24 protein-coding genes are annotated in these 22,037 nt (G+C 69.7%); 14 read left to right on the top strand and 10 right to left on the bottom strand.

From position 1 onward, the window contains the following. The first annotated feature begins 4 nt into the window (after positions 1–4). The 5 genes from AC1M14_RS09680 to AC1M14_RS09700 all read left to right on the top strand — a co-directional run bounded on the left by AC1M14_RS09680 (position 5) and on the right by AC1M14_RS09700 (position 3,952). Positions 5–424, top strand: coding sequence for a cupin domain-containing protein (locus AC1M14_RS09680; RefSeq protein ID WP_479731484.1), 420 nt, complete (start codon positions 5–7; stop codon positions 422–424). A 2-nt stretch (positions 425–426) separates the two neighbouring features. Continuing rightward, positions 427–1,632, top strand: coding sequence for a RhtX/FptX family siderophore transporter (locus AC1M14_RS09685; protein WP_111824742.1), 1,206 nt, complete (start codon positions 427–429; stop codon positions 1,630–1,632). Positions 1,633–1,682: 50 nt separating this feature from the next. Beyond that, the gene (locus AC1M14_RS09690) at positions 1,683–2,936 is read left to right on the top strand and encodes an Hsp70 family protein (RefSeq protein WP_479731485.1); all 1,254 of its coding nucleotides are present in this window, start codon (positions 1,683–1,685) and stop codon (positions 2,934–2,936) included. A gap of 80 nt (positions 2,937–3,016) precedes the next feature. Then, positions 3,017–3,601, top strand: coding sequence for an NUDIX domain-containing protein (locus tag AC1M14_RS09695; RefSeq protein WP_102772252.1), 585 nt, complete (start codon positions 3,017–3,019; stop codon positions 3,599–3,601). Between the two features lie 12 nt (positions 3,602–3,613). Beyond that, positions 3,614–3,952 (top strand): 2Fe-2S iron-sulfur cluster-binding protein, encoded by a 339-nt coding sequence (locus tag AC1M14_RS09700; protein ID WP_102772251.1) that lies wholly within the window; start codon positions 3,614–3,616, stop codon positions 3,950–3,952. On the opposite strand, the gene AC1M14_RS09705 is transcribed toward AC1M14_RS09700, so the two are convergent. Genes AC1M14_RS09705 through AC1M14_RS09720 form a run of 4 tightly spaced genes read right to left on the bottom strand, consistent with a single transcriptional unit; the run spans position 3,949 to position 5,867 of the window. Further along, the gene (locus tag AC1M14_RS09705) at positions 3,949–4,380 is read right to left on the bottom strand and encodes a hypothetical protein (protein ID WP_479731486.1); all 432 of its coding nucleotides are present in this window, start codon (positions 4,378–4,380) and stop codon (positions 3,949–3,951) included. The two genes, AC1M14_RS09700 and AC1M14_RS09705, sit on opposite strands and share 4 nt — an antisense overlap. Continuing rightward, a complete protein-coding gene (locus AC1M14_RS09710) occupies positions 4,334–5,032 on the bottom strand; it encodes a DUF899 domain-containing protein (RefSeq protein WP_479731487.1) in 699 nt (232 codons plus the stop codon). The genes AC1M14_RS09705 and AC1M14_RS09710 overlap by 47 nt, the downstream gene beginning before the upstream one ends. 32 nt (positions 5,033–5,064) lie before the next feature. After that, a complete protein-coding gene (locus tag AC1M14_RS09715) occupies positions 5,065–5,529 on the bottom strand; it encodes an SRPBCC family protein (RefSeq protein ID WP_146747987.1) in 465 nt (154 codons plus the stop codon). Beyond that, the gene (locus AC1M14_RS09720; RefSeq protein WP_209165275.1) at positions 5,415–5,867 is read right to left on the bottom strand and encodes an ArsR/SmtB family transcription factor; all 453 of its coding nucleotides are present in this window, start codon (positions 5,865–5,867) and stop codon (positions 5,415–5,417) included. Before AC1M14_RS09720 ends, AC1M14_RS09715 begins: the two co-directional genes overlap by 115 nt. A 205-nt stretch (positions 5,868–6,072) precedes the next feature. Between AC1M14_RS09720 and AC1M14_RS09725 the strand changes: the two genes are divergently transcribed. From AC1M14_RS09725 to AC1M14_RS09760, 8 genes are read left to right on the top strand one after another with little or no spacing between them, the layout of a single operon-like run. After that, entirely contained in the window at positions 6,073–6,951 is an 879-nt protein-coding gene (locus AC1M14_RS09725) for a polysaccharide deacetylase family protein (protein ID WP_209165276.1), read from the top strand. Between the two features lie 49 nt (positions 6,952–7,000). After that, positions 7,001–8,413: an MFS transporter gene (locus AC1M14_RS09730; RefSeq protein ID WP_102772246.1), complete on the top strand. Its 1,413-nt coding sequence runs from the start codon at positions 7,001–7,003 to the stop codon at positions 8,411–8,413. A gap of 9 nt (positions 8,414–8,422) precedes the next feature. Then, positions 8,423–9,199 (top strand): SDR family NAD(P)-dependent oxidoreductase, encoded by a 777-nt coding sequence (locus AC1M14_RS09735; RefSeq protein ID WP_111824747.1) that lies wholly within the window; start codon positions 8,423–8,425, stop codon positions 9,197–9,199. 11 nt (positions 9,200–9,210) lie between these two features. Further along, complete coding sequence (locus tag AC1M14_RS09740; RefSeq protein ID WP_479731488.1) at positions 9,211–9,969, top strand: SDR family NAD(P)-dependent oxidoreductase; 759 nt, start codon at positions 9,211–9,213, stop codon at positions 9,967–9,969. Positions 9,970–9,981: 12 nt separating this feature from the next. Beyond that, complete coding sequence (locus AC1M14_RS09745) at positions 9,982–10,293, top strand: hypothetical protein (protein ID WP_102772242.1); 312 nt, start codon at positions 9,982–9,984, stop codon at positions 10,291–10,293. Further along, positions 10,280–11,329 carry a CobW family GTP-binding protein gene (locus tag AC1M14_RS09750; protein ID WP_479731489.1) on the top strand — a complete coding sequence of 350 codons (1,050 nt, stop codon included), beginning with the start codon at positions 10,280–10,282 and terminating at the stop codon, positions 11,327–11,329. The genes AC1M14_RS09745 and AC1M14_RS09750 overlap by 14 nt, the downstream gene beginning before the upstream one ends. 7 nt (positions 11,330–11,336) lie before the next feature. Beyond that, positions 11,337–12,545, top strand: a complete 1,209-nt coding sequence (locus AC1M14_RS09755) for an ABC transporter substrate-binding protein (protein WP_479731490.1) — start codon at positions 11,337–11,339, stop codon at positions 12,543–12,545. A gap of 36 nt (positions 12,546–12,581) precedes the next feature. Continuing rightward, the gene (locus AC1M14_RS09760; RefSeq protein WP_479731491.1) at positions 12,582–13,622 is read left to right on the top strand and encodes a GntR family transcriptional regulator; all 1,041 of its coding nucleotides are present in this window, start codon (positions 12,582–12,584) and stop codon (positions 13,620–13,622) included. A 16-nt stretch (positions 13,623–13,638) separates the two neighbouring features. Here AC1M14_RS09760 and AC1M14_RS09765 read toward each other — a convergent pair whose 3' ends face one another. From AC1M14_RS09765 to AC1M14_RS09780, 4 genes are all read right to left on the bottom strand, one after another. Beyond that, on the bottom strand, positions 13,639–14,943 hold the full coding sequence (locus AC1M14_RS09765) for an MFS transporter (RefSeq protein ID WP_102772238.1): 1,305 nt from the start codon (positions 14,941–14,943) through the stop codon (positions 13,639–13,641). Positions 14,944–15,086: 143 nt separating this feature from the next. Continuing rightward, a complete protein-coding gene (locus AC1M14_RS09770) occupies positions 15,087–16,187 on the bottom strand; it encodes a hypothetical protein (RefSeq protein ID WP_247747683.1) in 1,101 nt (366 codons plus the stop codon). A gap of 116 nt (positions 16,188–16,303) precedes the next feature. Further along, complete coding sequence (locus AC1M14_RS09775) at positions 16,304–17,032, bottom strand: helix-turn-helix domain-containing protein (RefSeq protein WP_102772236.1); 729 nt, start codon at positions 17,030–17,032, stop codon at positions 16,304–16,306. Between the two features lie 88 nt (positions 17,033–17,120). Beyond that, a complete protein-coding gene (locus AC1M14_RS09780; protein WP_479731492.1) occupies positions 17,121–17,564 on the bottom strand; it encodes a gamma-glutamylcyclotransferase family protein in 444 nt (147 codons plus the stop codon). Between the two features lie 137 nt (positions 17,565–17,701). On the opposite strand from AC1M14_RS09780, the gene clpB reads away from it, so the two are divergent. Then, positions 17,702–20,308 carry an ATP-dependent chaperone ClpB gene (clpB, locus tag AC1M14_RS09785; RefSeq protein ID WP_102772235.1) on the top strand — a complete coding sequence of 869 codons (2,607 nt, stop codon included), beginning with the start codon at positions 17,702–17,704 and terminating at the stop codon, positions 20,306–20,308. A gap of 527 nt (positions 20,309–20,835) precedes the next feature. On the opposite strand, the gene AC1M14_RS09790 is transcribed toward clpB, so the two are convergent. Continuing rightward, positions 20,836–21,183, bottom strand: a complete 348-nt coding sequence (locus AC1M14_RS09790) for a Rieske 2Fe-2S domain-containing protein (RefSeq protein ID WP_209165288.1) — start codon at positions 21,181–21,183, stop codon at positions 20,836–20,838. After that, positions 21,158–22,030: an intradiol ring-cleavage dioxygenase gene (locus tag AC1M14_RS09795; protein ID WP_479731493.1), complete on the bottom strand. Its 873-nt coding sequence runs from the start codon at positions 22,028–22,030 to the stop codon at positions 21,158–21,160. Before AC1M14_RS09795 ends, AC1M14_RS09790 begins: the two co-directional genes overlap by 26 nt. Positions 22,031–22,037: the final 7 nt, after the last annotated feature.

A 22,037-nucleotide genomic window follows, 5' to 3' on the forward strand; every position in this document is an offset into this window, starting at 1 on the left:
CACGATGAAGACAGAAACCGATTTCGCACCGCCGGTCTTCGACTGGCTCGATCACTTCATGGCGCTGGGCGGCGACGGCTCGCTGCGCGAGATCGGTGCGCGCCGCCGGCTGGCGGACGGCGAAGACTGGCTGGTCGGCGTCAAGGCCGTGGCCGACGACGCCGACGTGCACGGCGACGTGTGGGAACGCCATCCCGGCGGTGACGAAATGCTGTGCGTGCTGGAAGGCCGCGTGGTGTTGACGCTGGCCGCGGAAGACGGCGCGGAAACCGACGTGCTGCTCGACACCCGGCGCTGCACGGTGGTGCCGCGCGGCGTATGGCACCGGCTGCACATCGCCTGTCCGGGAAAAATCCTGTTCGTCACGCCCGGCCGGGGCAGCGAACACCGCCGCGCGGCGAACCTGTCGCAAGGAAAGATCTGAAGATGAGACGCGAGAACAACGCACGCCTGTTCGTGATGGTGGCCGCCCTGTATTTTTCGCAGGGCATTCCGCTGGGCGTGGCGATGGAGGCCTTGCCCACGCTGCTGCGCCGCGACGGCGCGGACCTGGGCGCGCTGGCGTGGCTGCCGCTGGTGGGCCTGCCGTGGGTGTTGAAATTCCTGTGGGCGCCGGCGGTGGACAACCGCTGGAGCGGCGCGCTGGGGCGGCGGCGCAGCTGGATCGTGCCGATGCAGGCGGTGGTGCTGGCCTGCCTGGCGGGCGTGGCGCTGCTGGGCGTGTCGTCGGCCAGCGCCGCGTGGGTGGTGGCGCTGATGGCGGCGGCCTCGCTGGCCAGCGCCACGCAGGACATCGCCACCGACGGCCTGACGGCGGAACGCTTCGAGGGCCAGGCCCTGGCGCGCGCCAACGCCGCGCAGGTGGGCGGCACGATGATGGGCTTTTTCTTCGGCGGGCCGGGTTGCCTGATCCTGGCCGGCCACATCGGCCAGGCCGGCGCGCTGGCCGTGCTGGCGGGCGCGGCGGCGTTCAGCCTGATTCTGGCCGCGACCTGGCGCGAGGGCGAGGCGGATTGCGCGCCGCTGCGGCCGCGGGCCGCGCTTGCCGGTTTCGTGCGCCGGCCGGGGGCCTGGGCGCTGGCTGCGGCGGCGTTCCTGTCGGCGATGACGGCCGCGGCCGGCTACGGCCTGTCCAAGCTGTTCCTGGTGGACGCGGGCTGGCGCGTGGAGGAGATCGGCCGCCTCGGCATGGCGGGCGGCGTGGTGACCGTGCTGCTGGGCTGCGGCGGGGGCGCCTGGCTGATCGGCCGTCTGGGCGGGCGCGCGGCGCTGGGGCTGGGCCTGGCCGCCTGCGGCGCGGCGGCGGCGGGCTGGCTGGCGCAGGCCCAGGGCTGGGCCGCGCCGCATCCGGGCCTGGCCTATGCCTCGCAGGCGCTGGGCTCGTTCGGCGCGGGAGCCGCGTCGGTCGCGCTGATGACGCTGGCCATGCGCTTCGCGCGCGCCGGCGCGCAGGCCGGCACCGACATGACGGCGGTGCAGAGCGCGCGCGACCTGGGCGAAATCCTGACTTCGTCGCTGATGACCGGACTGGCCGCGTATGCGGGTTATGGCGCGGGTTTCGCCGCCGGCCTGGCGCTGGCGGCCGCGACCCTGGTCTTCACCGCCAGGGCGCTGGCGCGCCCGGCGGGCTAGTGTGCAGCGGGTACACTAGCCCGCCGTTTTGCTTTCGGTCCCCAGTTTCCATGATTTCCACCGCATGCGGCGTCGACTTCGGCACGTCCAATTCCACCGTCGGCTGGAGCCGCGCCGGCCAGCCCGCACTCCTCGCGCTCGAGGATGGCAAGACCACCTTGCCCTCGGCCATTTTCTTCCACGACGAGGACGCCGAGGTCAGCTATGGCCGCGCAGCCATCTCCGATTACCTGGCGGGCTACGACGGACGCCTGATGCGCTCCATGAAAAGCCTGCTGGGCAGTTCGCTCATGGAGGGCTCCACCGAGGTCCAGGGCCGCTCGATTCCGTTTCGCGTGCTGTTGACGCGCTTCATCGCCGAGTTGAAGCGCCGCGCCGAAGCGGCGGCCGGGCGCGATTTCACCCGTGCGGTGCTGGGCCGGCCGGTGTATTTCGTGGACGACAACCGCGCCGCCGACCAGACGGCGGAGGACACGCTGGGCGAGATCGCGCGCAGCGTGGGCTTTACCGAGATCGAGTTCCAGTTCGAGCCGCTGGCCGCGGCCTTCGACTATGAATCGCAGATCGCGCGCGAAGAGCTGGTGCTGGTGATCGACATCGGCGGCGGCACCTCGGATTTCTCGCTGATCCGGCTGGGGCCGGGCCGCGCGGCCAAGGCCGACCGGCGCGAGGACATCCTGGCCTATGGCGGCGTGCACATCGGCGGCGTCGATTTCGACAAGCAGCTCAGCCTGGCGCACGTGATGCCGCTGCTGGGGCTGGGCAGCCAGCTGCGCAGCGGCAAGGACGTGCCGTCCACGCAATACGGCAACCTGGCGTGCTGGCACACCATCAACCAGGCCTACACGCGCAAGGCCGCCGAGCACTTCGCGTTCATTCGCGCCGAGGCCGGCGACCGCGCAAAAATCGACCTGCTGCTGGAGCTGGTGAAGCAGCGCGCCGGCCACTGGGTGGCCGTGCAGGTGGAAGAGGCCAAGATCGCGCTGTCCGAATCCGAGGCCGCGCGCATCGACCTGTCGCGCATCGCGCCGCAACTGGGCGTGGAGGTCACGCGGCCCTCGTTCGACGCCTGCGTGGAGCGGCTGATCGGCAAGGTCCAGACCACCGTGGGCGCGCTGCTGCGCGATGCCGGCGTGGCGACGGCGGACGTGGACACGGTGTTCTTCACCGGCGGCTCCAGCCGCGTGCCGCGCCTGCGCGAGGCGGTGTCGGCGCTGGCGCCGCAGGCGCGCAGCGTGGAGGGCGACCTGTTCGGCAGCATCGGCGCCGGCCTGGCGCTGGACGCGCGGCGCAAATTCGGCTGAGCGGAGCGGGGCGTCGGGGCGGCGATGGTAAGCTGCATTCCTCCGATACCGCCCACGCTCAGCCGGCCCAGGAACCCGTCATGACCAAACCCGATTCCCATCTCGTCGAAAGCCTGGTCGCAAGCGAAGCGCCCTACGAGGGCAGCTTCCTGAAGATCCGCCGCGACACCGTCAGCCTGCCCAACGGCAACACCGGCATACGCGAGTACGTGGTGCACCCGGGCGCCGTGGTGGTGATTCCGCTGCTCGACGACGGCCGCGTGCTGCTGGAGCGCCAGTACCGCTATCCCATCGGGCGCGTCATGACCGAGTTTCCGGCCGGCAAGCTCGACCCGGGCGAAGACCCGCTGGTCTGCGGCAAGCGCGAGCTGCTGGAAGAAACCGGTTACACGGCCAGCCAGTGGGCGCATGCCGGCGCCCTGCACCTGGCCATCGCGTATTCCACGGAAATCATCCACATCTTCTTCGCGCGCGGCCTGCGCGCCGGCGACCGCCAACTGGACCAGGACGAGTTCCTGGACGTGGTCAGCGCCCGCCCCGAGGAACTGGTGCAAGCCTGCCGCAAGGGCGAGGTCACGGACGCCAAGACCCTGACCTGCGTGCTGTGGATGCAGAACGTGCTGTCCGGCGCCTGGCAGCTGGACTGGCAGGACAACGCCGGCTGAGCCGGGGCCGCCATGCCTGCTTCGTTTCCGGTTCTGGTGCAGCCCGCGGGGCTGCGTTTCGATGCGCCCGCCGGCACGCCGCTGCTGCTGGCGGCGCAGGCGGCGGGCGTCAAGCTGCCCAGTTCGTGCCGCAACGGCACCTGCCGCGCGTGCATGTGCCTGATGCTGGAAGGCGAGGTGATGTACGGCATCGAATGGCCGGGCCTGTCGCGCGACGAAAAGGAAGAGGGCTGGATACTGCCCTGCGTGGCGCAGGCCGTGTCGGCGCTGGAAATCCAGTCGCCGCAGGCCGCGCCCATCGAGGATGCGCCGCCGCCACCGCCGCGCCCGCTGACCGGGGCGCGCCGCTAAGGCGCGCCCACCGCCAGCAGGGCGGCGGCCATGCCGCTCGCCATGCCTACGGCCATCGCCGCGAACGGCGCCGCGCCCAGCGGCAAGGCCAGGGCCATGCCCAGTTGCGCGCCGGCCACCATGCCCACGACCATCGGCAGCATGCAGGCCAGCCGCGCCGCGAACGCCGGCGCGCCCGGCCAGGGCGCCAGCGCCGCGGCCGCCATGGCCAGCGTGCTGGCCGGCATCAGCGCGGCGTGGCGCCACGCCATTTCCGCCAGGTTGCCGGGGGCCGCGCAGGCGCTGGCCAGCACGGCGGCCGGCGTGCGCAGCGTGTCCAGCCACAGGCCGGCGGCCATGGCCGCCGTGCAGGCCAGCCATGCCAGGGCCGGCGCGCCGCCTTCAGCCGCAGGCGTGGCAGGCCTGCGCGGCGTCGTCGTAGCGGTCATGGTGGCGCACCCAGTCGCCCAGGTTGAAGTGCGGCCCGTTTTCGTTGCGTCCCAGCGGCGCCAGCTCCAGGTAGTTGTAGGCGCCCGCCAGCCGCTCCACGCCGCGGCCGAAGGCCGAGTAGGTGTGGAAGATCTCGCCGTCCGGGTCGAGGAGGAAGGCGCTGGCGCCGGGACGGTCCTCGATCGCGCCGTCGGGGGTGCGCAGCGAGGCGCCCAGGTCGAGATTGAAGTCGTCGCCCTGCGACGAATACCAGTCGAAACGCCAGCCCATGCGCCGCTTGAACGCGGCCAGGCTGGCGTAGGGCGCGCGCGACACGGCGGCCACCGTGACGTCGTGCTGGCGCAGGTGCATCAGCGCGCCTTCCATGTGATCGGCCAGGAACGAACAGCCCACGCAGCCTTCCTCCCATTCGGGGGCGTACATGAAGTGGTAGACGATGAGCTGGCTTCTGCCGTGGAACAGCCCGGCCAGGTCCAGCACGCCGTCCGGACCCTCGAAGCGGTACGGCTTGCTTACGCGGACCCAGGGCAGGGCCAGGCGCTCGCGCGCCAGCGCGTCCTGCGCCCGGGTTAGTTCTTTCTCGCGGCGCAGCAGCGCTTCGCGCGCGGCGTTCCATTGCGCCTGGGATACGACAGGATGATCGGTTTGCATCTGTGGCTCCTCTGGGGTGGGGCGGACGGCGCTCAGGCCGCGTCCGCCAGGTGGCCCGCCAGCCGGTCCATGGCGCCGGACCAGCCATGCTCGTGGCTGTCGCGGGTGGCCGGGTCGACGAACGGGGTCTGCAGGAAGGCGAGTTCGGTGCCGCCGCCTGCGGGCGTGAATTCCAGCGTGATGAGCGAGACCTCGGCCGGCGTGTCGCGCCAGGCCCAGGTGAAGACCAGCCGGCGCTGCGGCTCCACGACACGGTAGCTGCCGCTGGCGTGGTGCTCCAGCCCGTCTTCGGTGGCGAACCCGACCAGGTAGGCGCCGCCTACCCGGACGTCGGTTTCGGCCACCAGCACCCGCCGGGTCTCGGCGGGGCCGAACCAGCGCATCAGCGCTTGCGGGTCCGTCCAGGCGCGCCAGACGCGCTCGACCGGGGCGTCGAAGCGCCGCCGGAGCCGGAGTTCGATGGGGGCGTCGGCTTGTGGGGTGTCTCGGTTTTGCATGGGTGGATTTCCTCCTCGTGATAGAGGTAGCGCGCCAGCGAATCGAGCTGTCCGCTCCAGAACTTCTCGTAGCGGGCCAGCCAGTCGCTTGCCGTGCGCATCGGCTCGGGCGACAGGGTGCAGTTCACCACGCGGCCGTCCTTGGCGCGCGCGATCAGGCCGGCGTCTTCCAGCACCCGCAGATGCTTCAGGAAAGCGGGCAGGGACATGGCGTGCGGCCGCGCCAGGTCGCTGACCGAGGCCGCGCCCCGCTGCAGATCGGCCAGCACGCGGCGCCGGGTGGAATCGGCCAGGGCGGCAAAGATGCCGTCCAGCGTGTCTTCGTCAAAGTTAACCATAAGGTTAAGTGTCTAGCCGCCGCCGTCCGGCTGTCAAGCGGAAATTCGCGCCGGCGGCCTCGCGCTAGGGATCACCCCAATGGCATGGCCTTCCAGACGCATTACCATTTGCCCAAATATGTACTTTGATGAAAATGTACATATTCAAGCTGCCGCCCGTGCTGCGGGCGGTCCAGGTTCTCTACCCAGGGCAGGAGGTGCAGGCATGGCAAAGCAGATATTCGTGGCGTTCGGCGTCGACGTGGACGCGGTGAGCGGCTGGCTGGGCTCGTACGGCGGCGAGGATTCCCCCGACGACATTTCGCGCGGCATGTTCGCGGGCGAGGTCGGCTCGCCGCGGCTGCTCAAGCTGTTCAAGAAATACGGGCTGACCACGACCTGGTTCATCCCCGGCCATTCGGCCGAAACCTTCCCCGACCAGATGAAGGCGGTGGTCGACGCCGGGCACGAGGTCGGCATACACGGCTACAGCCACGAGAATCCCATCGCCATGACGCCGGAGCAGGAAGAGGCGGTGCTGGACAAAAGCATCGAGGTCATCACCCGATTGGCGGGCAGGGCGCCCACCGGCTACGTCGCGCCGTGGTGGGAATTCAGCCCCATCACCAACGAGCTGCTGGTCAAGAAGGGCATCAAGTACGACCACAGCCTGATGCACAACGACTTCCATCCCTACTACGTGCGCGTGGGCGACACCTGGACCAAGATCGACTATTCCCGCCATCCCGACACCTGGATGAAGCCGCTGCAGCGGGGCCGCGAGACGTCGCTGGTCGAGATCCCGGCCAACTGGTACCTGGACGATCTGCCGCCGATGATGTTCATCAAAAAGGCGCCCAACAGCCACGGCTTCGTCAACCCGCGCGACATCGAGCAGATGTGGCGCGACCAGTTCGACTGGGTCTACCGCGAGCACGACTACGCGGTGTTTCCGATCACGCTGCATCCCGACGTGTCCGGCCGGCCCCAGGTGCTGCTGATGCTGGAACGGCTGATCGAACACTTCCAGAAGCACGACGGCGTGCGCTTCGCGACCTGCGACCAGATCGCCGACGACTTCCTGCGCCGCCAGCCGCGCAGCTGACCGATTCTTCCCGGGCCGTCCCGGCCCTTACTTTCCGCAGGCCGACCCCATGGATACCCTCGATTCCGCGCGCAGCGCCTCGGCGCTATGGACGCCGCCCGCCGTCACCAAGCAGCAAGTCAACTACGCCACCTGGGTGTGCTTTTTCGCCTGGGTTTTCGCTGTCTATGATTTCATCCTGTTCGGCACGCTGCTGCCGCAGCTGGGCGAGTATTTCCAATGGAGCGCCGAGCGCCTGGCCAGTCTCAACACCTGGGTCACCGTGGGCACGGCGCTGGTGGCGTTCGGCCTGGGACCGGTCACCGACCGTCTCGGCCGGCGCAAGGGCATTATCATCGCGGTGGCCGGCGCCGCCATCTGCTCGGGCCTGACGGCGCTGGCGGGCTGGATCATCGGCCTGTCGGCGGGGCTGGGCTTTCTGCTGCTGATCCTGGTGCGTTCGCTGGCGGGGCTGGGCTATGCCGAGCAGAGCATTAACGCCACCTACCTGACCGAGCTGTTCGCGGTGGCGCACGCCGATCCCGCGGCCCGCAAGCGGCGCGGCTTCATCTATTCGCTGGTGCAGGGCGGCTGGCCGATAGGCGCGGTGCTGACGGCGGCGCTGGTGGCCGTGCTGTATCCGCTGGGCGAGCGCTGGTTCGGACAGGGCGGCGGCTGGGGCCTGTCCTTCGTGTTCGCGACTTTTCCCGCGGTCGTCATCGTGATCCTGGGCCGCAGGCTGGTCGAGACCCCGCAGTTCCTCACGGCCCGGCGCATCGCCGAACTGCGCGCCCGGGGCGAGGGGGAACAGGCGCAAGCCCTGGCCGCGGCCCACGGCCTGGACGCCGGCGGCGGGCACCAGCAGGGCGTGGCGGCGATCTTCAAAGGGGCGTCGCTGCGCCCGACGCTGACCCTGTCGCTGGGCTTTTTCCTGAACTGGTTCGCCATCGTGCTGTTCGCGGTGCTGGGCACGTCGGTGCTGGGCGGCTCGGGCGGCACGCCCGGCAAGGGCGTGGACTTCTCCAACGCGCTGCAAGTGCTGATCGTGTCGAACCTGGCGGGCTTTCTGGGCTATCTGTTCCACGGCTGGCTGGGCGACCGCATCGGGCGGCGCAACGCCGTGGCCATCGGCTGGATTCTGGGCGGGCTGGCGTTCTACGCCATGCTGCAGGCGCCGCAGGGCGATTTCTGGAGCATCGTGCCGCTGTACTCGCTGGGCCTGTTCTTTCTTATCGGCCCCTACGCGGCGGTGCTGTTCCTGATCGGCGAGAGCTTCCCCAACCAGATCCGGGCGACGGCCGGCTCCTTCGTCAACGCGCTCGGGCAGGTGGGGGCCATCGTGGCCGGCTTCGGCAGCACGTACACGCTGTCCAGCGGCGCGGACTGGATCGAGGCGGCGCTGTACTGGGGCGCCATCCCGTGCTTCCTGTCCGGCATCGTCATGGTGCTGGTCCCGCACGTGGACCCCAGCACCGTCAAATAGGAGGTTGCCATGTCCGGATACGACAAAGCGGCGCTGGTCACCGGCGCGGCCAGCGGCATCGGCCAGGCCCTGGCGCTGGCCTACGCGCAGGCCGGCGTGGCGGTGGCCGGCGGCTACCTGCCCGGCGACGTTCACGATCCCTCGGCGACGGCGGCCCTGGTGGAGGCGGCCGGCGGCCAGTGCCTGATGCTGCCGGTGGACGTGACCCAGGCCGGCCAGGTCGAGGCGTTCGCCGCGCGCGCGGCCGGGCATTACGGGCGGCTGGATTACGCGGTGGCCAACGCCGGCCTGCTCAGGCAGGCCGCGCTCGCCGACATGAGCGACGCGCAATGGACCGAGATGATGGACGTGGACCTGGGCGGGGTGATGCGCGTGTTCCGCGCGGCGGCCCGGCACATGCGCGACGGCGGGGCGATGGTGGCGGTCTCGTCCATCGCCGGCGGCGTGTACGGCTGGCAGCAGCACGTGCATTACGCGGCGGCCAAGGCCGGCGTGCCCGGCCTGTGCCGCGCCGTGGCCATGGAGCTGGCGCCGCGCGGCATCCGCTGCAATGCGGTCATTCCGGGCCTGGTCGAGACGCCGCAGTCGCTGGACCCGGTCAATTCCCTGGGGCCGGAAGGCCTGGCGCGCGCGGCCGCCGGCATACCGCTGGGGCGGGTGGGCAGCGCCCGCGAGATCGCGCTGCTGATCCGCTTCCTGACCAGCGACGACGCTTCCTACATCACCGGGCAGTCCGTGATCGCCGACGGCGGGCTGACGGTGCGCTGGCCGGGTCTGCAAACCTGAAAGAGGCACTCATGATGCATACGAACGTTCTGGAGAACCGGCGCGCCGTGGTGACGGGCGCCGGCAGCGGCATCGGCGCGGCCATCGCGCTGGCCTATGCGCGGGCGGGCGCCGCGCTGCTGCTGGCCGACCTGGACGGCGCGCGGGCCGAGGCGGTCGCGGCGCGCTGCCGCGAGGCCGGCGCGCGCGCCGTGGCGCAGGCCGCCGACGTCAGCGACGAGCTGGCCGCCGCGCGCGCCATCGATACCTGCGTGCACGCCTACGGCGGCATCGACGTGCTGGTGAACAACGCCGGCATCCTGACGCAGTCGCTGTGCGCCGACATGCCGGCGGCGATGTGGGACGAGATGATGCGCGTGGACCTGCGCAGCGTATTCCTGTGCTCGCGCCGGGCGCTGCCGCACATGACGGCGCAGCGCTGGGGGCGCATCGTCAACGTCGCTTCGCAGCTGGGCATCAAGGGCGGCGCGGAGCTGAGCCACTACGCGGCGGCCAAGGCGGGCGTCATCGGCTTCACCAAGTCGCTGGCGCTGGAAGCGGCGCCGGCCAACGTGCTGGTCAACGCCATCGCGCCCGGCCCGATCGAGACGCCGCTGGTCGACGGCATCAGCGAGAGCTGGAAAAAGCAGAAGGCCGCCGGCCTGCCGCTGGGTCGCTTCGGCCGCCCCGAGGAAGTCGCGCCCAGCGCGGTGCTGCTGGCATCCGACCCCGGCGGCAATCTCTACGTCGGCCAGGTGCTGGGGCCGAACTCCGGCGACGTCATGCCCTGAAAGGAGGCGACCATGTGCGGCATCTGCGGTTTGCTGCAAGGCACGGCCCACTGGAGCCGCGCCGACGTCCCGCCCGAGCAGTCGCGGCGCGAACGCCTGCTTCAGGCGGCCCAGGCCAACCGGCTGCTGGCGCTGTTCCGCCTGGAGCTGCGCGACCTGCACGGGCAGTCCTATCTGCTGTCCGGCCCGACCGGCGCGAGCGTGCTGCTGCCCGACCTGGGCGGGCTGTGGGCGGCGGCCGAACTACTGCTGGGCCGCCGCCTCGATCCGCTGGACATGCCCTGGCCGCAAGCCGTGCGGGAGGCCGATCATGGCGCGGGCTGACGCGGACACGCTGCCGGCGGGCGTGCTGACCGGCTTTCTGGGCGCGGGCAAGACCACGCTGCTGCAACGCTGGCTGCGCGGCGGCGAACGCGGCGAGACCGCAGTGCTGATCAACGAATTCGGCGCCGTGGGCCTGGACCACCTGCTGGTCGGCGCCGTCGATTCCGACACCTTGCTGCTGGAGAACGGCTGTATCTGCTGCTCCATCCGCGGCGAGCTCGACAGCGCGCTGGTCCGGCTGCACCAGCGCCGCCTGCGCGGCGAACTGCCGCCGTTCAAGCGCGTGGTGATCGAAACCACCGGCCTGGCCGCGCCCGGGCCGGTGCTGGCTACGCTGCTGGCCAGCCGCCGCTTCCATCCCGCGTTCGTCGCCACCGTGGTCGACGCGATGAGCGCGGCGGACCAGCGCCGGCGCTACGCGGAATGGACGGCGCAGGTGGCGGCGGCCGACACGCTGTGGCTGAGCAAGACCGACCTGGCCGGCGCGGACGAGGTGGCCGCGCTGCACGCGCAGCTGGCGCGGCTCAACCCGATGGCGCGGCGCATCGACCTGGGCGCGCCCGCGGACGACGCGCCCGACGGCTGGCTGGCCGCCGGCGCCGACGGCCCGGCGGCGGACCCTGCGCAATGGCTGCGCCGGGTCGGCGCGGCAGGCCGCGGCCCGCGCGGCGGCGCGGCGGCGGCCGACGGCGCCAGCGCCTTCTGCCTGAGCTTCGACGGGCCCTTGCGCTGGGCCGTGCTGACGCTCTGGCTGACGCTCCTGATGCATCGCCACGCCGACCGCATCCTGCGCCTGAAGGGCTTGCTGGATGTGATTCCCGAAGGCGGCGGACCGGCGCGCGCCGTGGTCCTGCACGGCATGGGCCACCTGATGCACCCGCCGCGGCACCTGGACGCGTGGCCGGGCGCCGACCGCCGCTCGCGGCTGGTGTTCATCACCCGCGGCCTGGACGAGGGCGCCGTCACAAAGTCCTGGCGCGAGTTCGAGCATTTCTACACAATGGCCGGGCAGGATAGCCATTCATGTTCTCGATAGGTGCGCCATGGTCAGCCCGCAAGGCATATCGGTAAAGGCCCGTGAGCGGCGGGCGCTGCGCGTGCTGGGCACGTCGGTGACGCTGCTGGAATCGCTGCGCCGCGGCGCCGAGGAGGATCTGGGAATTCCCATCGAATACCAGGTGCTCAACGGGTTCGACGCCCAGCGCCAGGCCGTGATCGAGCCCGGCAGCTTCGACGTGTACGACCAGTGGTTCCACAGCATCGACTATCTGTGGCCGACCGGCGCGCTGCAGGCCATCGACACCGATCGCATCGCGCGCTGGGACGAGATCAACGCGCTGCCGCGCAGCGGCCGCCTGACGCCGGGCGCGCCCTACGGGCAGGGCTGCAATCCGGTGACGCGCCTGTACGTGCAGGCCGACAGCTCCCTGGCCGACACGCCCAGCCGCCGGATCAGCATGCTGCCGCTGACGCACAACGCCGACAGCTTCGCCTACCTGCCGGCCGAACTGTCCCGGCTGATCGGCGACGCCCCGGAAAGCTGGTCCTGGCTGGTTTCGCCGCGCTGCACCGGGCGCGTCGCGCTGCAGGCCGACGCCGCCATCGGCGCGCTCGACGCGGCGCTGGCGCTGCAGGCCAGCGGCGAAATGCGGTTCGGCGACATCGGCAATCTCAGCATCGAAGAGATCGACGGCATGATCGAGCTGCTGATCGCCAAGAAGAAGGCCGGCCTGTTCGCCGGCTTCTGGGACGATTGCGCCGAGGCCGCGAGCCTGATGGCGCACAGGCGCGTGGCCATACAGAGCCATTGGTCGCCGTCGGCCGACGACTACGCCAGCGCGGGCCTGGCCTGCCGCATCGCCAGTCCGGCCGAGGGCTATCGCGCCTGGTATGGCGGGCTGGGCATTTCCAGCCGGCTGCAAGGGCCCAAGCTGGAGGACGCCTACCGCTACCTGAACTGGTGGCTGTCGGGCCGCGCGGGCGCGGTGATGGCGCGCCAGGGCTTCTACATCTCCAACCCCGACCGCACCCGCGCCTATCTCAGCCAGGCCGAATGGGACTACTGGTACGGCGGGTTGCCGGCCCGCGAGGACCTGCCGGGCACGGGTGGTAATATCCTCGTGCGCCGCGGCAGCGTCCGCGACGGCGGTTCGTATGAGCAGCGCATGAGCCGTGTGGCGGTATGGAACACCGTCATGGACGAGCACAATTACCTGGTCCGCAAATGGGCCGACTTCATGCGTACAGATTGAATCCCGGCCCGCAAGCTGGCCGGCCGCGCCACGACGATGAAAAGAGCACCGCGCCAGTCGCCCGTCCAGGATTCCGGCCTGCCCGCCGAGGCCGCGCCGCCGCCCGAGCCGGGGCCGCGCGAGCTGCGCTATGACGTGATTCGCAACCGCCTGCGCCAGGCCATCCTCGATGGCCGCGTGGCCGCCGGCCTGGTGCTGCTGGAAGGGCCGGTCGCGAAGGTGTTCGGCACCAGCCGCGTGCCGGTGCGCAAGGCCTTCGAAATGCTGCACGAAGAGAACCTGCTGCGCAAATTCCAGGGCCGCGGCTATCTGGTCGCGCCGCCCGGCGAGCAGCCCGCGCCGCGGCGCCTGCCCATCGACGAGGCCGCGCTGGGGCTGGACACCCCCGACGCCACCATCCGCATTCCCTCCGAGAGCGAGCGCATCTACGGCCAGCTGGAGCAGGCCATTTCCACCTGTGTGGTGTTCGGCCATTTCCGCATCGACGAGGCCCGCGCCACCGAGCATTTCCGCGCCAACCGCGCCGCCGTGCGCGAGGCGCTGGGCCGGCTGGTGGACCGCGGACTGGTCGAAAAAAGCGTGTATTCCTCGTGGCGCGCCGGCCCGCTGACCGCGCGCGCCATCTTCCAGGATTTCGAGCTGCGGCTGCTGCTGGCGCCGCAGGCGCTGCGCCTGAGCGCGCCGCAGCTGGACCCGGCGCTGCCGGCGGCGCTGCGGCGCGAACTGGCCTCGCCGTCGCTGGACCTGGAAGGCCTGCTGCGGGTCGAGCGCGCCGTACACGTGGACTGCCTGGCGCATCACCAGAACACCAAGCTGCTGCGCATTCTGACGCGCTGCGAACTGCCGCTGATCGTGAACCAGCTCTTCTGCCGCATGTTCCGCCAGCCCGTCAATCCGGCGGTGGCGGCCGAGTACGCGCGCATCGTCGATTGCCTGTGCGAGGCGCGCTTCGACCAGGCGGCCGAGGCGCTGGCGGACCATCTGCGCGCGGCCAGCAAGCGCGCGCCCTCGCAGCTCAAGGCGTTGGCCGTGCTGCCCGAACCGCCCCTGCCGGACTACGTGGTGCGCATTACCTGAGGCGGCGCGCCGGCGCTCAGGCGTGCCGGTGCATGGCCGACGCGTGCTTGGTGTCGCGCATGCTCGCATACACCAGCAGGGACAGCAGGATGATGCCCGCCAGGTAGTAGTAGAACCATTCCTCGTGCCCCTGCTGCTTGAAGAAGAGCGCGATGGCCGGCGCCGTGCCGCCGAAGATGGACACCGTTATCGCGTACGGCACGGCCACGCCGGTGGCGCGCACGTTGGTGGGGAACAGCTCGGCCTTGACCACGGCGTTGATGGACGTATAGCCGGCCGTGAAAATCCAGGCGCCGCAGATCAGCAGAAAGGCGATGAAGGGCGAGCTGGTATGCGACAGCGTCATCAGGATGGGCACGGTGAGCGCCGCGCCGGCCACGCCGAAGAAGATCAGCAGCGGCTTGCGCCCGATGCGGTCGGACAGGGCGCCGTACAGCGGCTGCAGGAACAGCGCGAAGATCAGCGAGCCGGCGATGATGTAGGTGGTGACGATGTCGCTGAACCCCGAGGTCTGGCGCACGAAGGTCTGCATGTAGGTGGTGAAGGTATAGAAGGCCGCGGTGCCGCCGGCGGTCAGGCCCACCACGATCGCCACCTCGCGCGGGTACTGCAGCAGGCCGCGCAGCGAACTGGTCTGCGGCTTCGGAGCCTTGCTGGCTTCCTTGTACGAATCGGTCTCGGGCATGTCGCGCCGCATGACCGCGGTGATGATGGCGAGCATGGCGCCGATCACGAAGGGAATGCGCCAGCCCCATTCCAGCAGCTGTTCGTGCGTGAGGAACACGTTCTGCAAGAGCAGCAGCACCAGGATCGCGCAGAGCTGGCCGCCGATCAGCGTGACGTACTGGAAGCTGGAATAGAAGCCGCGGTGCTCGGGGTCCGCGATCTCGGTCAGGTAGGTGGCGCTGGCGCCGTACTCGCCGCCCAGGCTCAGGCCCTCGACCACGCGCGCCAGCGCCAGCAGGGCCGGCGCGGCCAGGCCGATGGTGGCGTAGGTGGGCGTGACCGCGATGATCAGCGAGCCCACGCACATCATCCCCACCGAGACCATGAGCGACAGCCGCCGCCCGTGGCGGTCGGCCAGATGGCCGAACAGCCAGCCGCCCAGCGGGCGCACGATGAAGCCCGCCGCGAACAGCGTGGCGGCGTTCAGCTGCTGGACCACCGGGTCGTGGGAAGGGAAGAAGGCGGGGGCGAAGTACAGGGCGAAGGCGGTGTAGGCGTAGAAGTCGTACCACTCCACCAGATTGCCCATGGAGCCGACGAAAATGGCCTTGATGCGGCGCCGGGCGTCGGGCATGTCGAGATATGCGTGCGTCATATCCGTTCTCCTGCTGGCTGTCGGAAGCGCCGGCCATGCGAGCGCGGCCCGGGCCTGCGCCGCCGCCGATGGATCGCTCCAAGGCTTTATGTTGCGCTCGTCGGCGCGGAAATGCACCCCCTGCGATGGTTTTCAGTTTTCCGTCAGCGGACGTGCGGCTTGACGGCTTCGCAGGTGGCGGCGCCGTCGGCGCTGCGGGTGTCCTGGCCCAGCAGGGCGCGTGCGCCGCATTCCGAGCCGAACATGCCGGCGTGGTCGTGGCCGACGCCGGCGACCTGGTAGGCGCGCCGGTGCAGCGTGACGGGCCGGGCGCCGCGGGCGGCCAGCTGGTATTCGTACTGGACGTAGCCCATGCCGCGCGCGAGGCGGGTCGCGCCCTGGGCCTCGGCGCCGCAGGTCTTGTCGAGCAGGCGGTCTTCGGGATTGTTGTCCGCCGCGCCCAGCAGGTAGGTCACGTCGCGCGCCGCGTAGCGCACGAACAGCCGCGATTCGTCGGTTTCGCGGGCATAGGGCGGCAGCCGGTCCGGGCCGTACTTGTACTGGTTGTAGGTCGGGCAGATGCCGCGCTCGTACGGCGCATAGCCCTTGCCGTCGGGGCGCGGGCGCTCGTTGGTCAGGTACAGGTAGGACGAAGGATTGGCGATCACGTAGCGCAGCGCCACGCCGCCGCGGCGCAGCGGGCCGTCGACGTTGTTCAGCACCGCGTAGCGCTGCACCAGCTGCGCGCCGGCCGAATGGCCGGCCAGCACGATGCCCGCCAGGGCCGGCAGGCGCTCGTCGTCGTCCAGGCTGCGCAGCAGGTCGTCGAGCACCTGAAACGCGCTGACCGGCGCGGGCCGGCCGGCGGCCTGCACGCTGTCGGCGCCTTCCTCCCAGCTCGCCTTGCGCCAGGCCGCCATGCCGGCGTATCCCGAATCGATCGCGCCCGTGTAGCGCGGCGCCAGGATCAGCGTGTCGCGCGCCCGCGCCGGATTGCGCGCGAGCAGCTGCTCCACGGTTTGGTAGTAATGGTCGGCGTCGCGCTTGACGCCGTGGACCACGATGACGACCTGCTTGATATCGCGCAGGTCGTCGCGGTCGAGCCGGCGGTTGGCGTAGACCGGCATCCTGTACCGCTGCCCGGGCTTGCCCAGCTCCAGCGGCTGCCAGCGCAAGGGCGCCGCGCGCTTGGGCACGGGCACGGGTTCGTCGTAGTCGTAGGGGGGCGGCAGCGGCGTCTGGGCATGGGCCGCCAGGGGCGCCAGACAGGCCGTCAGCGCTAGCAGCGCGGCCAGGCCTTGCGCCGCGCCGAAGGCGGCGCGGCCCGGCGGCGCCGGACGGATGTGGGAAGCGGGTGCGCGGCGCACGGCGCAGCGGGCGTTCAGCAGCCTTCTTGGCCCAGGAGCTGCTTGAGCGCCGGCAGGTCCAGGATGCGTACTTCGCGCTGGTTGATCTTGATGAGGCCGTCGCGCGCGAAGCGCGAGAACAGCCGGCTGACCGTCTCCAGGGTCAAGCCGAGATAATTGCCGATTTCTTCGCGGCTCATGCGCAGCACGAACTCGGTGGACGAATAGCCCAGCGAGGCGTAGCGCTGCGACAGGTTGAGCAGGAACGCGGCCAGGCGCTGCTCGGAGCGCATCGAGCCCAGCGAGGCCAGCATCTGGTGGGAGCGGTTGATTTCGCGGCTCATCAGGCGGCGGAACTGCTGCTGCAGCGAGGGCAGGTGCGCCGCGACGCGGTCGATGTCGGCCAGACGGATGACGCAGACCTCGGAGTCTTCCAGCGCCACCGCGGTCGAGACGTGCTTGCCGTCGAGCATGCCGTCCATGCCGACGATTTCGCCGGGCAGGTGAAAACCGGTGACCTGGATCTGGCCGGTGGCGTCTTCCAGCTGCGTCTTGAGGCTGCCGAAGCGCACGCTGTAGACGGCGTCCAGCGGATGGTTCAGCGAATAAAGCGATTTGCCCTTTTCAAGGCGCACGCGCTCCTTGACCAGTTCGTCCAGCTTTTCCACTTCGGCGGCTGCCATGCCGACCGGCACGCACACGTGCCCCAGCATGCAAGTGGAACAGTGGGCGGCATCAGGGGCAACGGGGACCCGTTTTTGCATATGATGACCTTTGTAGTGCCCATAGATCGGGTTACGACCAGAATGGGAGGTGAAGCGCGAAGATGCTTGCTATTGTAGTCCGTTGTTACTACGACGTCTTATCGATGTGGCGCGCCTGCCTCACCATTCGGTAACGAATCCAGTCATCGGCCGCGATGTCCACCGCCGCGCCGCGTAACGCCGGGTCTATGGGGTAGTACTGGCAAGCCAGGCTGCGCACCGGCGACGGAGGCTCCAGGCGCGCGCTGACCTCGCGCCGCACGAAGCAGCCCGGCAGGGCGGGATCGTATTCCTCGATTTCGTCCATCAGGGCGAGCAGGGGCGGTTCCACCAGGAAGACGTCGCCGCGCACCCGGCGGCCGTCCTCCACGGGGATCAGGCCCGGCCAGTCGCCGAAATCCACCAGGCGGCCCGGCACGCTGGCCGGACCGACGTAGCGGGCCGCGGGCAGGCCGCGGCCGGCGGCCGCCAGCGCCAGGTCGTTGATTTCGCCGGCGCGTAGCGTGCCGTAGACAAAAACGTATATGCTCATGAACGACATTATGGCTGCAGGTCGAAGAAACCATGGCGCGCGCACGGTGTTGAAATTCGGGCACCCGGCCGCATATTCAGCTTATCGAGCCCGCCGGCATGTATCGGTCAGGCTCCCCCACAAGCCAATAGACCATTATGCGATTCGACAAACTCACCACCAAGTTCCAGCAAGCCCTGGCCGACGCCCAGAGTCTGGCCGCGCGCAATGACCACCCCTACATCGAGCCCATCCACGTGCTCTCGGCCCTGCTGTCGGATGCCGACAGCGGCGCCGGCAGCCTGCTGGCGCGGGCCGGCGTGGCGGTGAACCGGCTGCAGCCGGCCATCGACAGCGCCCTGAAGTCCCTGCCGCAGGTGCAGGGCGAAGACAACGTCCAGGTCGGCCGCGACCTGCAGGGCGTGCTCACCCGCACCGACAAGGAAGCCGCGCGCCGCGGCGACACCTACATCGCCAGCGAGCTGTTCCTGCTGGCCCTGGCCGACGACAAGGGCGAGGCCGGCCGCATCCTGCGCGAGGCGGGCCTGCAGAAAAAGGCCCTGGAAGCCGCGATCGAGGCCGTGCGCGGCGGCGAGAACGTGTCCGCCGCCGAAGGCGAATCCAACCGCGAAGCCCTGTCCAAGTACACCATGGATCTGACCGAGCGCGCCCGCCAGGGCAAGCTCGACCCGGTCATCGGCCGCGACGACGAAATCCGCCGCACCATCCAGATCCTGCAGCGCCGCACCAAGAACAACCCGGTGCTGATCGGCGAACCCGGCGTGGGCAAGACCGCCATCGTCGAAGGCCTGGCGCAGCGCATCGTCAACGACGAGGTGCCGGAAACCCTGCGCGGCAAGCGCGTGCTGTCGCTGGACCTGGCCGCGCTGCTGGCCGGCGCCAAGTTCCGCGGCGAATTCGAAGAGCGCCTGAAGGCCGTGCTCAAGGAGCTGGCCCAGGACGACGGCAGCAACATCGTCTTCATCGACGAGCTGCACACCATGGTGGGCGCGGGCAAGGCCGAGGGCGCGATGGACGCCGGCAACATGCTCAAGCCGGCGCTGGCGCGCGGCGAGCTGCACTGCATCGGCGCGACCACGCTGGACGAATACCGCAAGTACATCGAAAAGGACGCGGCGCTGGAGCGGCGCTTCCAGAAGGTGCTGGTCGACGAACCGGACGTGGAGTCCACCATCGCCATCCTGCGCGGGCTGCAGGAACGCTATGAAATCCACCACGGCGTCGAGATCACCGACCCGGCCATCGTGGCCGCGGCCGAGCTGTCGCACCGCTACATCACCGACCGCTTCCTGCCCGACAAGGCCATCGACCTGATCGACGAGGCCGGCGCGCGCATCCGCATGGAAATCGATTCCAAGCCGGAAGTGATGGACAAGCTGGACCGCCGCATCATCCAGCTCAAGATCGAGCGCGAGGCCGTCAAGAAGGAAACCGACGACGCTTCCAAGCGCCGCCTGGGCGCGATCGAGGACGAGCTCGAAAAGCTGCAGCGCGAATACAACGACTTCGAGGAAATCTGGAAGGCCGAGAAGGCCGCCGTGCAGGGCACGCAGGCCATCAAGGAAGAGATCGACAGCGTGCGCGCCGAGATGGCGGAACTGCAGCGCAAGGGCCAGTTCGACAAGCTGGCCGAGCTGCAGTACGGCAAGCTGCCCGACCTTGAGGCGCGACTGAAGGCGGCGGAAGTGGGCGCGGCCGAAGCCGCCGAGGAAGCCGAGGGCGGCGAAGGGCGTCCGCGCCTGCTGCGCACCCGCGTCGGCGCCGAGGAAATCGCCGAGGTCGTGTCGCGTGCCACCGGCATCCCGGTGTCCAAGATGATGCAGGGCGAACGCGAGAAGCTGCTGCACATGGAGGAATACCTGCACAAGCGCGTGGTCGGCCAGGACGAGGCCGTGCGCCTGGTGTCCGACGCGATCCGGCGTTCGCGCGCCGGCCTGGCGGACCCGTCGCGCCCCTACGGCTCGTTCCTGTTCCTGGGCCCCACCGGCGTGGGCAAGACCGAGCTGACGCGCGCACTGGCGGAATTCCTGTTCGACTCCGAAGAGCACATGATCCGCATCGACATGAGCGAATTCATGGAGAAGCACTCTGTGGCGCGGCTGATCGGCGCGCCGCCGGGATACGTGGGCTACGAAGAGGGCGGCTACCTGACCGAGGCCGTGCGCCGCAAGCCGTACAGCGTGGTGCTGCTGGACGAAGTGGAAAAGGCGCACCCGGACGTCTTCAACGTGCTGCTGCAGGTGCTGGACGACGGCCGCCTGACCGACGGCCAGGGCCGCACCGTGGACTTCCGCAACACCGTCATCGTGATGACTTCCAACCTGGGCTCGCACCATATCCAGAGCCTGGCGGGCAAGCCCTACGAAGTGGTCAAGGAAGTGGTGTGGGACGAACTCAAGCAGACCCTGCGTCCGGAGTTCCTCAACCGCATCGACGAGGTGGTCGTGTTCCATGGCCTGGAAGCGCAGCACATCGAATCGATCGCCCGCATCCAGCTGCGCCGCCTCGGCGAGCGCCTGGAGCGCCAGGAAATGCGCCTGGAGGTCAGCGAACCCGCGCTGGCCGAACTGGCCCGCTCCGGCTTCGATCCGGTGTTCGGCGCGCGCCCCTTGAAGCGCGCGATCCAGCAGCAGATCGAAAACCCGGTCGCGAAGCTGATCCTCGAAGGCCGCTTCGGCCCGCGCGACGTGGTGCCGGTGGACTGGCAGGACGGCCAGTTCGTCTTCACGCGCACCCTGCAGTAGGATGGGTGCAGCGCGAGAGTTCCCGTAGAAGAACTCTCGCGCCGAACGCGCGAAACCCATCAGCCGGCGTAAGCCGGCTTTTTTTTCTTGCCACGAAAGGCGGCGGCTTTCGCCGCCTGATGGGTTTCGCGCGCTGGAAGATTGGGTTCTTGCTTAAGGATTCTCGCGCTGCACCCATCCTACGGGAGACCGCCAAAACGCGCGTAACCCGTCGGTCGGGCTTTTTGCGCTTGCGACGAAAGGCGGCGGCTGGTGCCGCCTGATGGGTTTCGCGCGCTTGATGGTTGAGTTCTTGCTTAAGGATTCTCGCGCTGTACCCATCCTACGGGGAGGCGTTCTTGAGCGTAGGATGGGTGCAGCGCGGCAGGGTAAAGGCGAGAACGCGGACGCCGAACGCGCGAAACCCATCAGCCGGCGTAAGCCGGCTTTTTTTTCTTGCCACGAAAGGCGGCGGCTTTCGCCGCCTGATGGGTTTCGCGCGCTGGAAGATTGGGTTCTTGCTCAAGGATTCTCGCGCTGCACCCATCCTACGCCGGGTACACCACCCCCGCCGCAATGCGCACCGGGTACGGGTCCAGCGCCGCGCCCTGGCATGGGCCTTCTATGCACTGGCCGTCCTCGAAGCGGAACAGGGCCGAATGGTGGGCGCACATCATCACCCGGCCTTCGTAGGTCAGCACGCCGCCATGCGCCGCGCCCAGCGTGATGGAGAAGTGCGGGCAGCGGTTCAGGTAGCCCCATACCGCGTCCCCCCGCCGCACCAGGATCACGGACTGCGCGCCCGCGCTGACCGTGCGCGATCCGCCGTCGGGCACGTCTTCGACCCGGCATAGCGCCCCGGCGCGTTGTTCAGGCTCGCGGCAGCACGAAGTCATATTGCCCCTCGTGGAACCCCGACCGGAATCCGTAGCGCGCCGCCAGCGGCGAGTCCGCGCCGCGCGGCTCGTACTGCACCACCAGCGACGGCTTGACGCCGAACACGGCGTCGGAGGCGAGGTAGGGATCGCCGGCATTGAACAGGTGCGTGACCAGCGTCTGGTGGCCCGGCGCCTCGATCATGAAATGCAGGTGGGCGGGCCGGAAGATGTGCCGGCCGGTGGCCGCCATCATGCGGCCCACGGGTCCGTCTCCCGGAATGGGATAGGACACCGGCAGGATGGTGCGTATCGCGTAGTAGCCGGTGTCGTCCGCGCGATAGCGGCCGCGCAGGTTGCCTTCGGGCTGGGCCGTGTCCTGGCCGGAGTACATGCCGTTGGCGGCCGTCTGCCACACATCGAGCACGGCGCCGGCCAGCGGCCGGCCCTCGGTGTCGCGGACGTACCCATGAACCAGCGCCGGCTCGCCGGGCGTCTGCGCCATGTCCTCGCCCGCGGCCCGGTCCGGCATGCCGGCGATGTAGAAGGGGCCGAACACGGTGCTTTCGGTGGCGTGGCCCGGCTTGCGGTGGTTGATGGCGTCGACCAGCATGGAGACGCCCAGCGTGTCGGACAGCAGGATGAACTCCTGCCGCACCACGCCGTCACAGATCTGCCCCGTTTCGGTCAGAAACCGGATGGCCGCCATCCATTCGGCTTCGGTCGGTTCCACGTCCGAGACGAAGGCATGCAGGTGGCGCACCAGCGACTGCATCAGCTGGCGCAGCCGCGGGTCCGGCGTCCGGGCGAAGGTGTCGAGGACGGTTTCGGTGAGGACGGCTTCCGGGTCTCGGGTGGCGGTGTTCATGGGGGAC

Source organism: Achromobacter sp. SX5, assembly GCF_056711425.1.

Coding starts and splice junctions, on each gene's coding strand:
- AC1M14_RS09680 (WP_479731484.1), top strand. CDS start 5: ATGAAGACAGAAACCGATTTCGCACCGCCGGTCTTCGACTGGCTCGAT.
- AC1M14_RS09685 (WP_111824742.1), top strand. CDS start 427: ATGAGACGCGAGAACAACGCACGCCTGTTCGTGATGGTGGCCGCCCTG.
- AC1M14_RS09690 (WP_479731485.1), top strand. CDS start 1,683: ATGATTTCCACCGCATGCGGCGTCGACTTCGGCACGTCCAATTCCACC.
- AC1M14_RS09695 (WP_102772252.1), top strand. CDS start 3,017: ATGACCAAACCCGATTCCCATCTCGTCGAAAGCCTGGTCGCAAGCGAA.
- AC1M14_RS09700 (WP_102772251.1), top strand. CDS start 3,614: ATGCCTGCTTCGTTTCCGGTTCTGGTGCAGCCCGCGGGGCTGCGTTTC.
- AC1M14_RS09705 (WP_479731486.1), bottom strand. CDS start 4,380: ATGACCGCTACGACGACGCCGCGCAGGCCTGCCACGCCTGCGGCTGAA.
- AC1M14_RS09710 (WP_479731487.1), bottom strand. CDS start 5,032: ATGCAAACCGATCATCCTGTCGTATCCCAGGCGCAATGGAACGCCGCG.
- AC1M14_RS09715 (WP_146747987.1), bottom strand. CDS start 5,529: ATGCAAAACCGAGACACCCCACAAGCCGACGCCCCCATCGAACTCCGG.
- AC1M14_RS09720 (WP_209165275.1), bottom strand. CDS start 5,867: ATGGTTAACTTTGACGAAGACACGCTGGACGGCATCTTTGCCGCCCTG.
- AC1M14_RS09725 (WP_209165276.1), top strand. CDS start 6,073: ATGGCAAAGCAGATATTCGTGGCGTTCGGCGTCGACGTGGACGCGGTG.
- AC1M14_RS09730 (WP_102772246.1), top strand. CDS start 7,001: ATGGATACCCTCGATTCCGCGCGCAGCGCCTCGGCGCTATGGACGCCG.
- AC1M14_RS09735 (WP_111824747.1), top strand. CDS start 8,423: ATGTCCGGATACGACAAAGCGGCGCTGGTCACCGGCGCGGCCAGCGGC.
- AC1M14_RS09740 (WP_479731488.1), top strand. CDS start 9,211: ATGATGCATACGAACGTTCTGGAGAACCGGCGCGCCGTGGTGACGGGC.
- AC1M14_RS09745 (WP_102772242.1), top strand. CDS start 9,982: ATGTGCGGCATCTGCGGTTTGCTGCAAGGCACGGCCCACTGGAGCCGC.
- AC1M14_RS09750 (WP_479731489.1), top strand. CDS start 10,280: ATGGCGCGGGCTGACGCGGACACGCTGCCGGCGGGCGTGCTGACCGGC.
- AC1M14_RS09755 (WP_479731490.1), top strand. CDS start 11,337: ATGGTCAGCCCGCAAGGCATATCGGTAAAGGCCCGTGAGCGGCGGGCG.
- AC1M14_RS09760 (WP_479731491.1), top strand. CDS start 12,582: ATGAAAAGAGCACCGCGCCAGTCGCCCGTCCAGGATTCCGGCCTGCCC.
- AC1M14_RS09765 (WP_102772238.1), bottom strand. CDS start 14,943: ATGACGCACGCATATCTCGACATGCCCGACGCCCGGCGCCGCATCAAG.
- AC1M14_RS09775 (WP_102772236.1), bottom strand. CDS start 17,032: ATGCAAAAACGGGTCCCCGTTGCCCCTGATGCCGCCCACTGTTCCACT.
- AC1M14_RS09780 (WP_479731492.1), bottom strand. CDS start 17,564: ATGAGCATATACGTTTTTGTCTACGGCACGCTACGCGCCGGCGAAATC.
- clpB (WP_102772235.1), top strand. CDS start 17,702: ATGCGATTCGACAAACTCACCACCAAGTTCCAGCAAGCCCTGGCCGAC.
- AC1M14_RS09790 (WP_209165288.1), bottom strand. CDS start 21,183: ATGACTTCGTGCTGCCGCGAGCCTGAACAACGCGCCGGGGCGCTATGC.
- AC1M14_RS09795 (WP_479731493.1), bottom strand. CDS start 22,030: ATGAACACCGCCACCCGAGACCCGGAAGCCGTCCTCACCGAAACCGTC.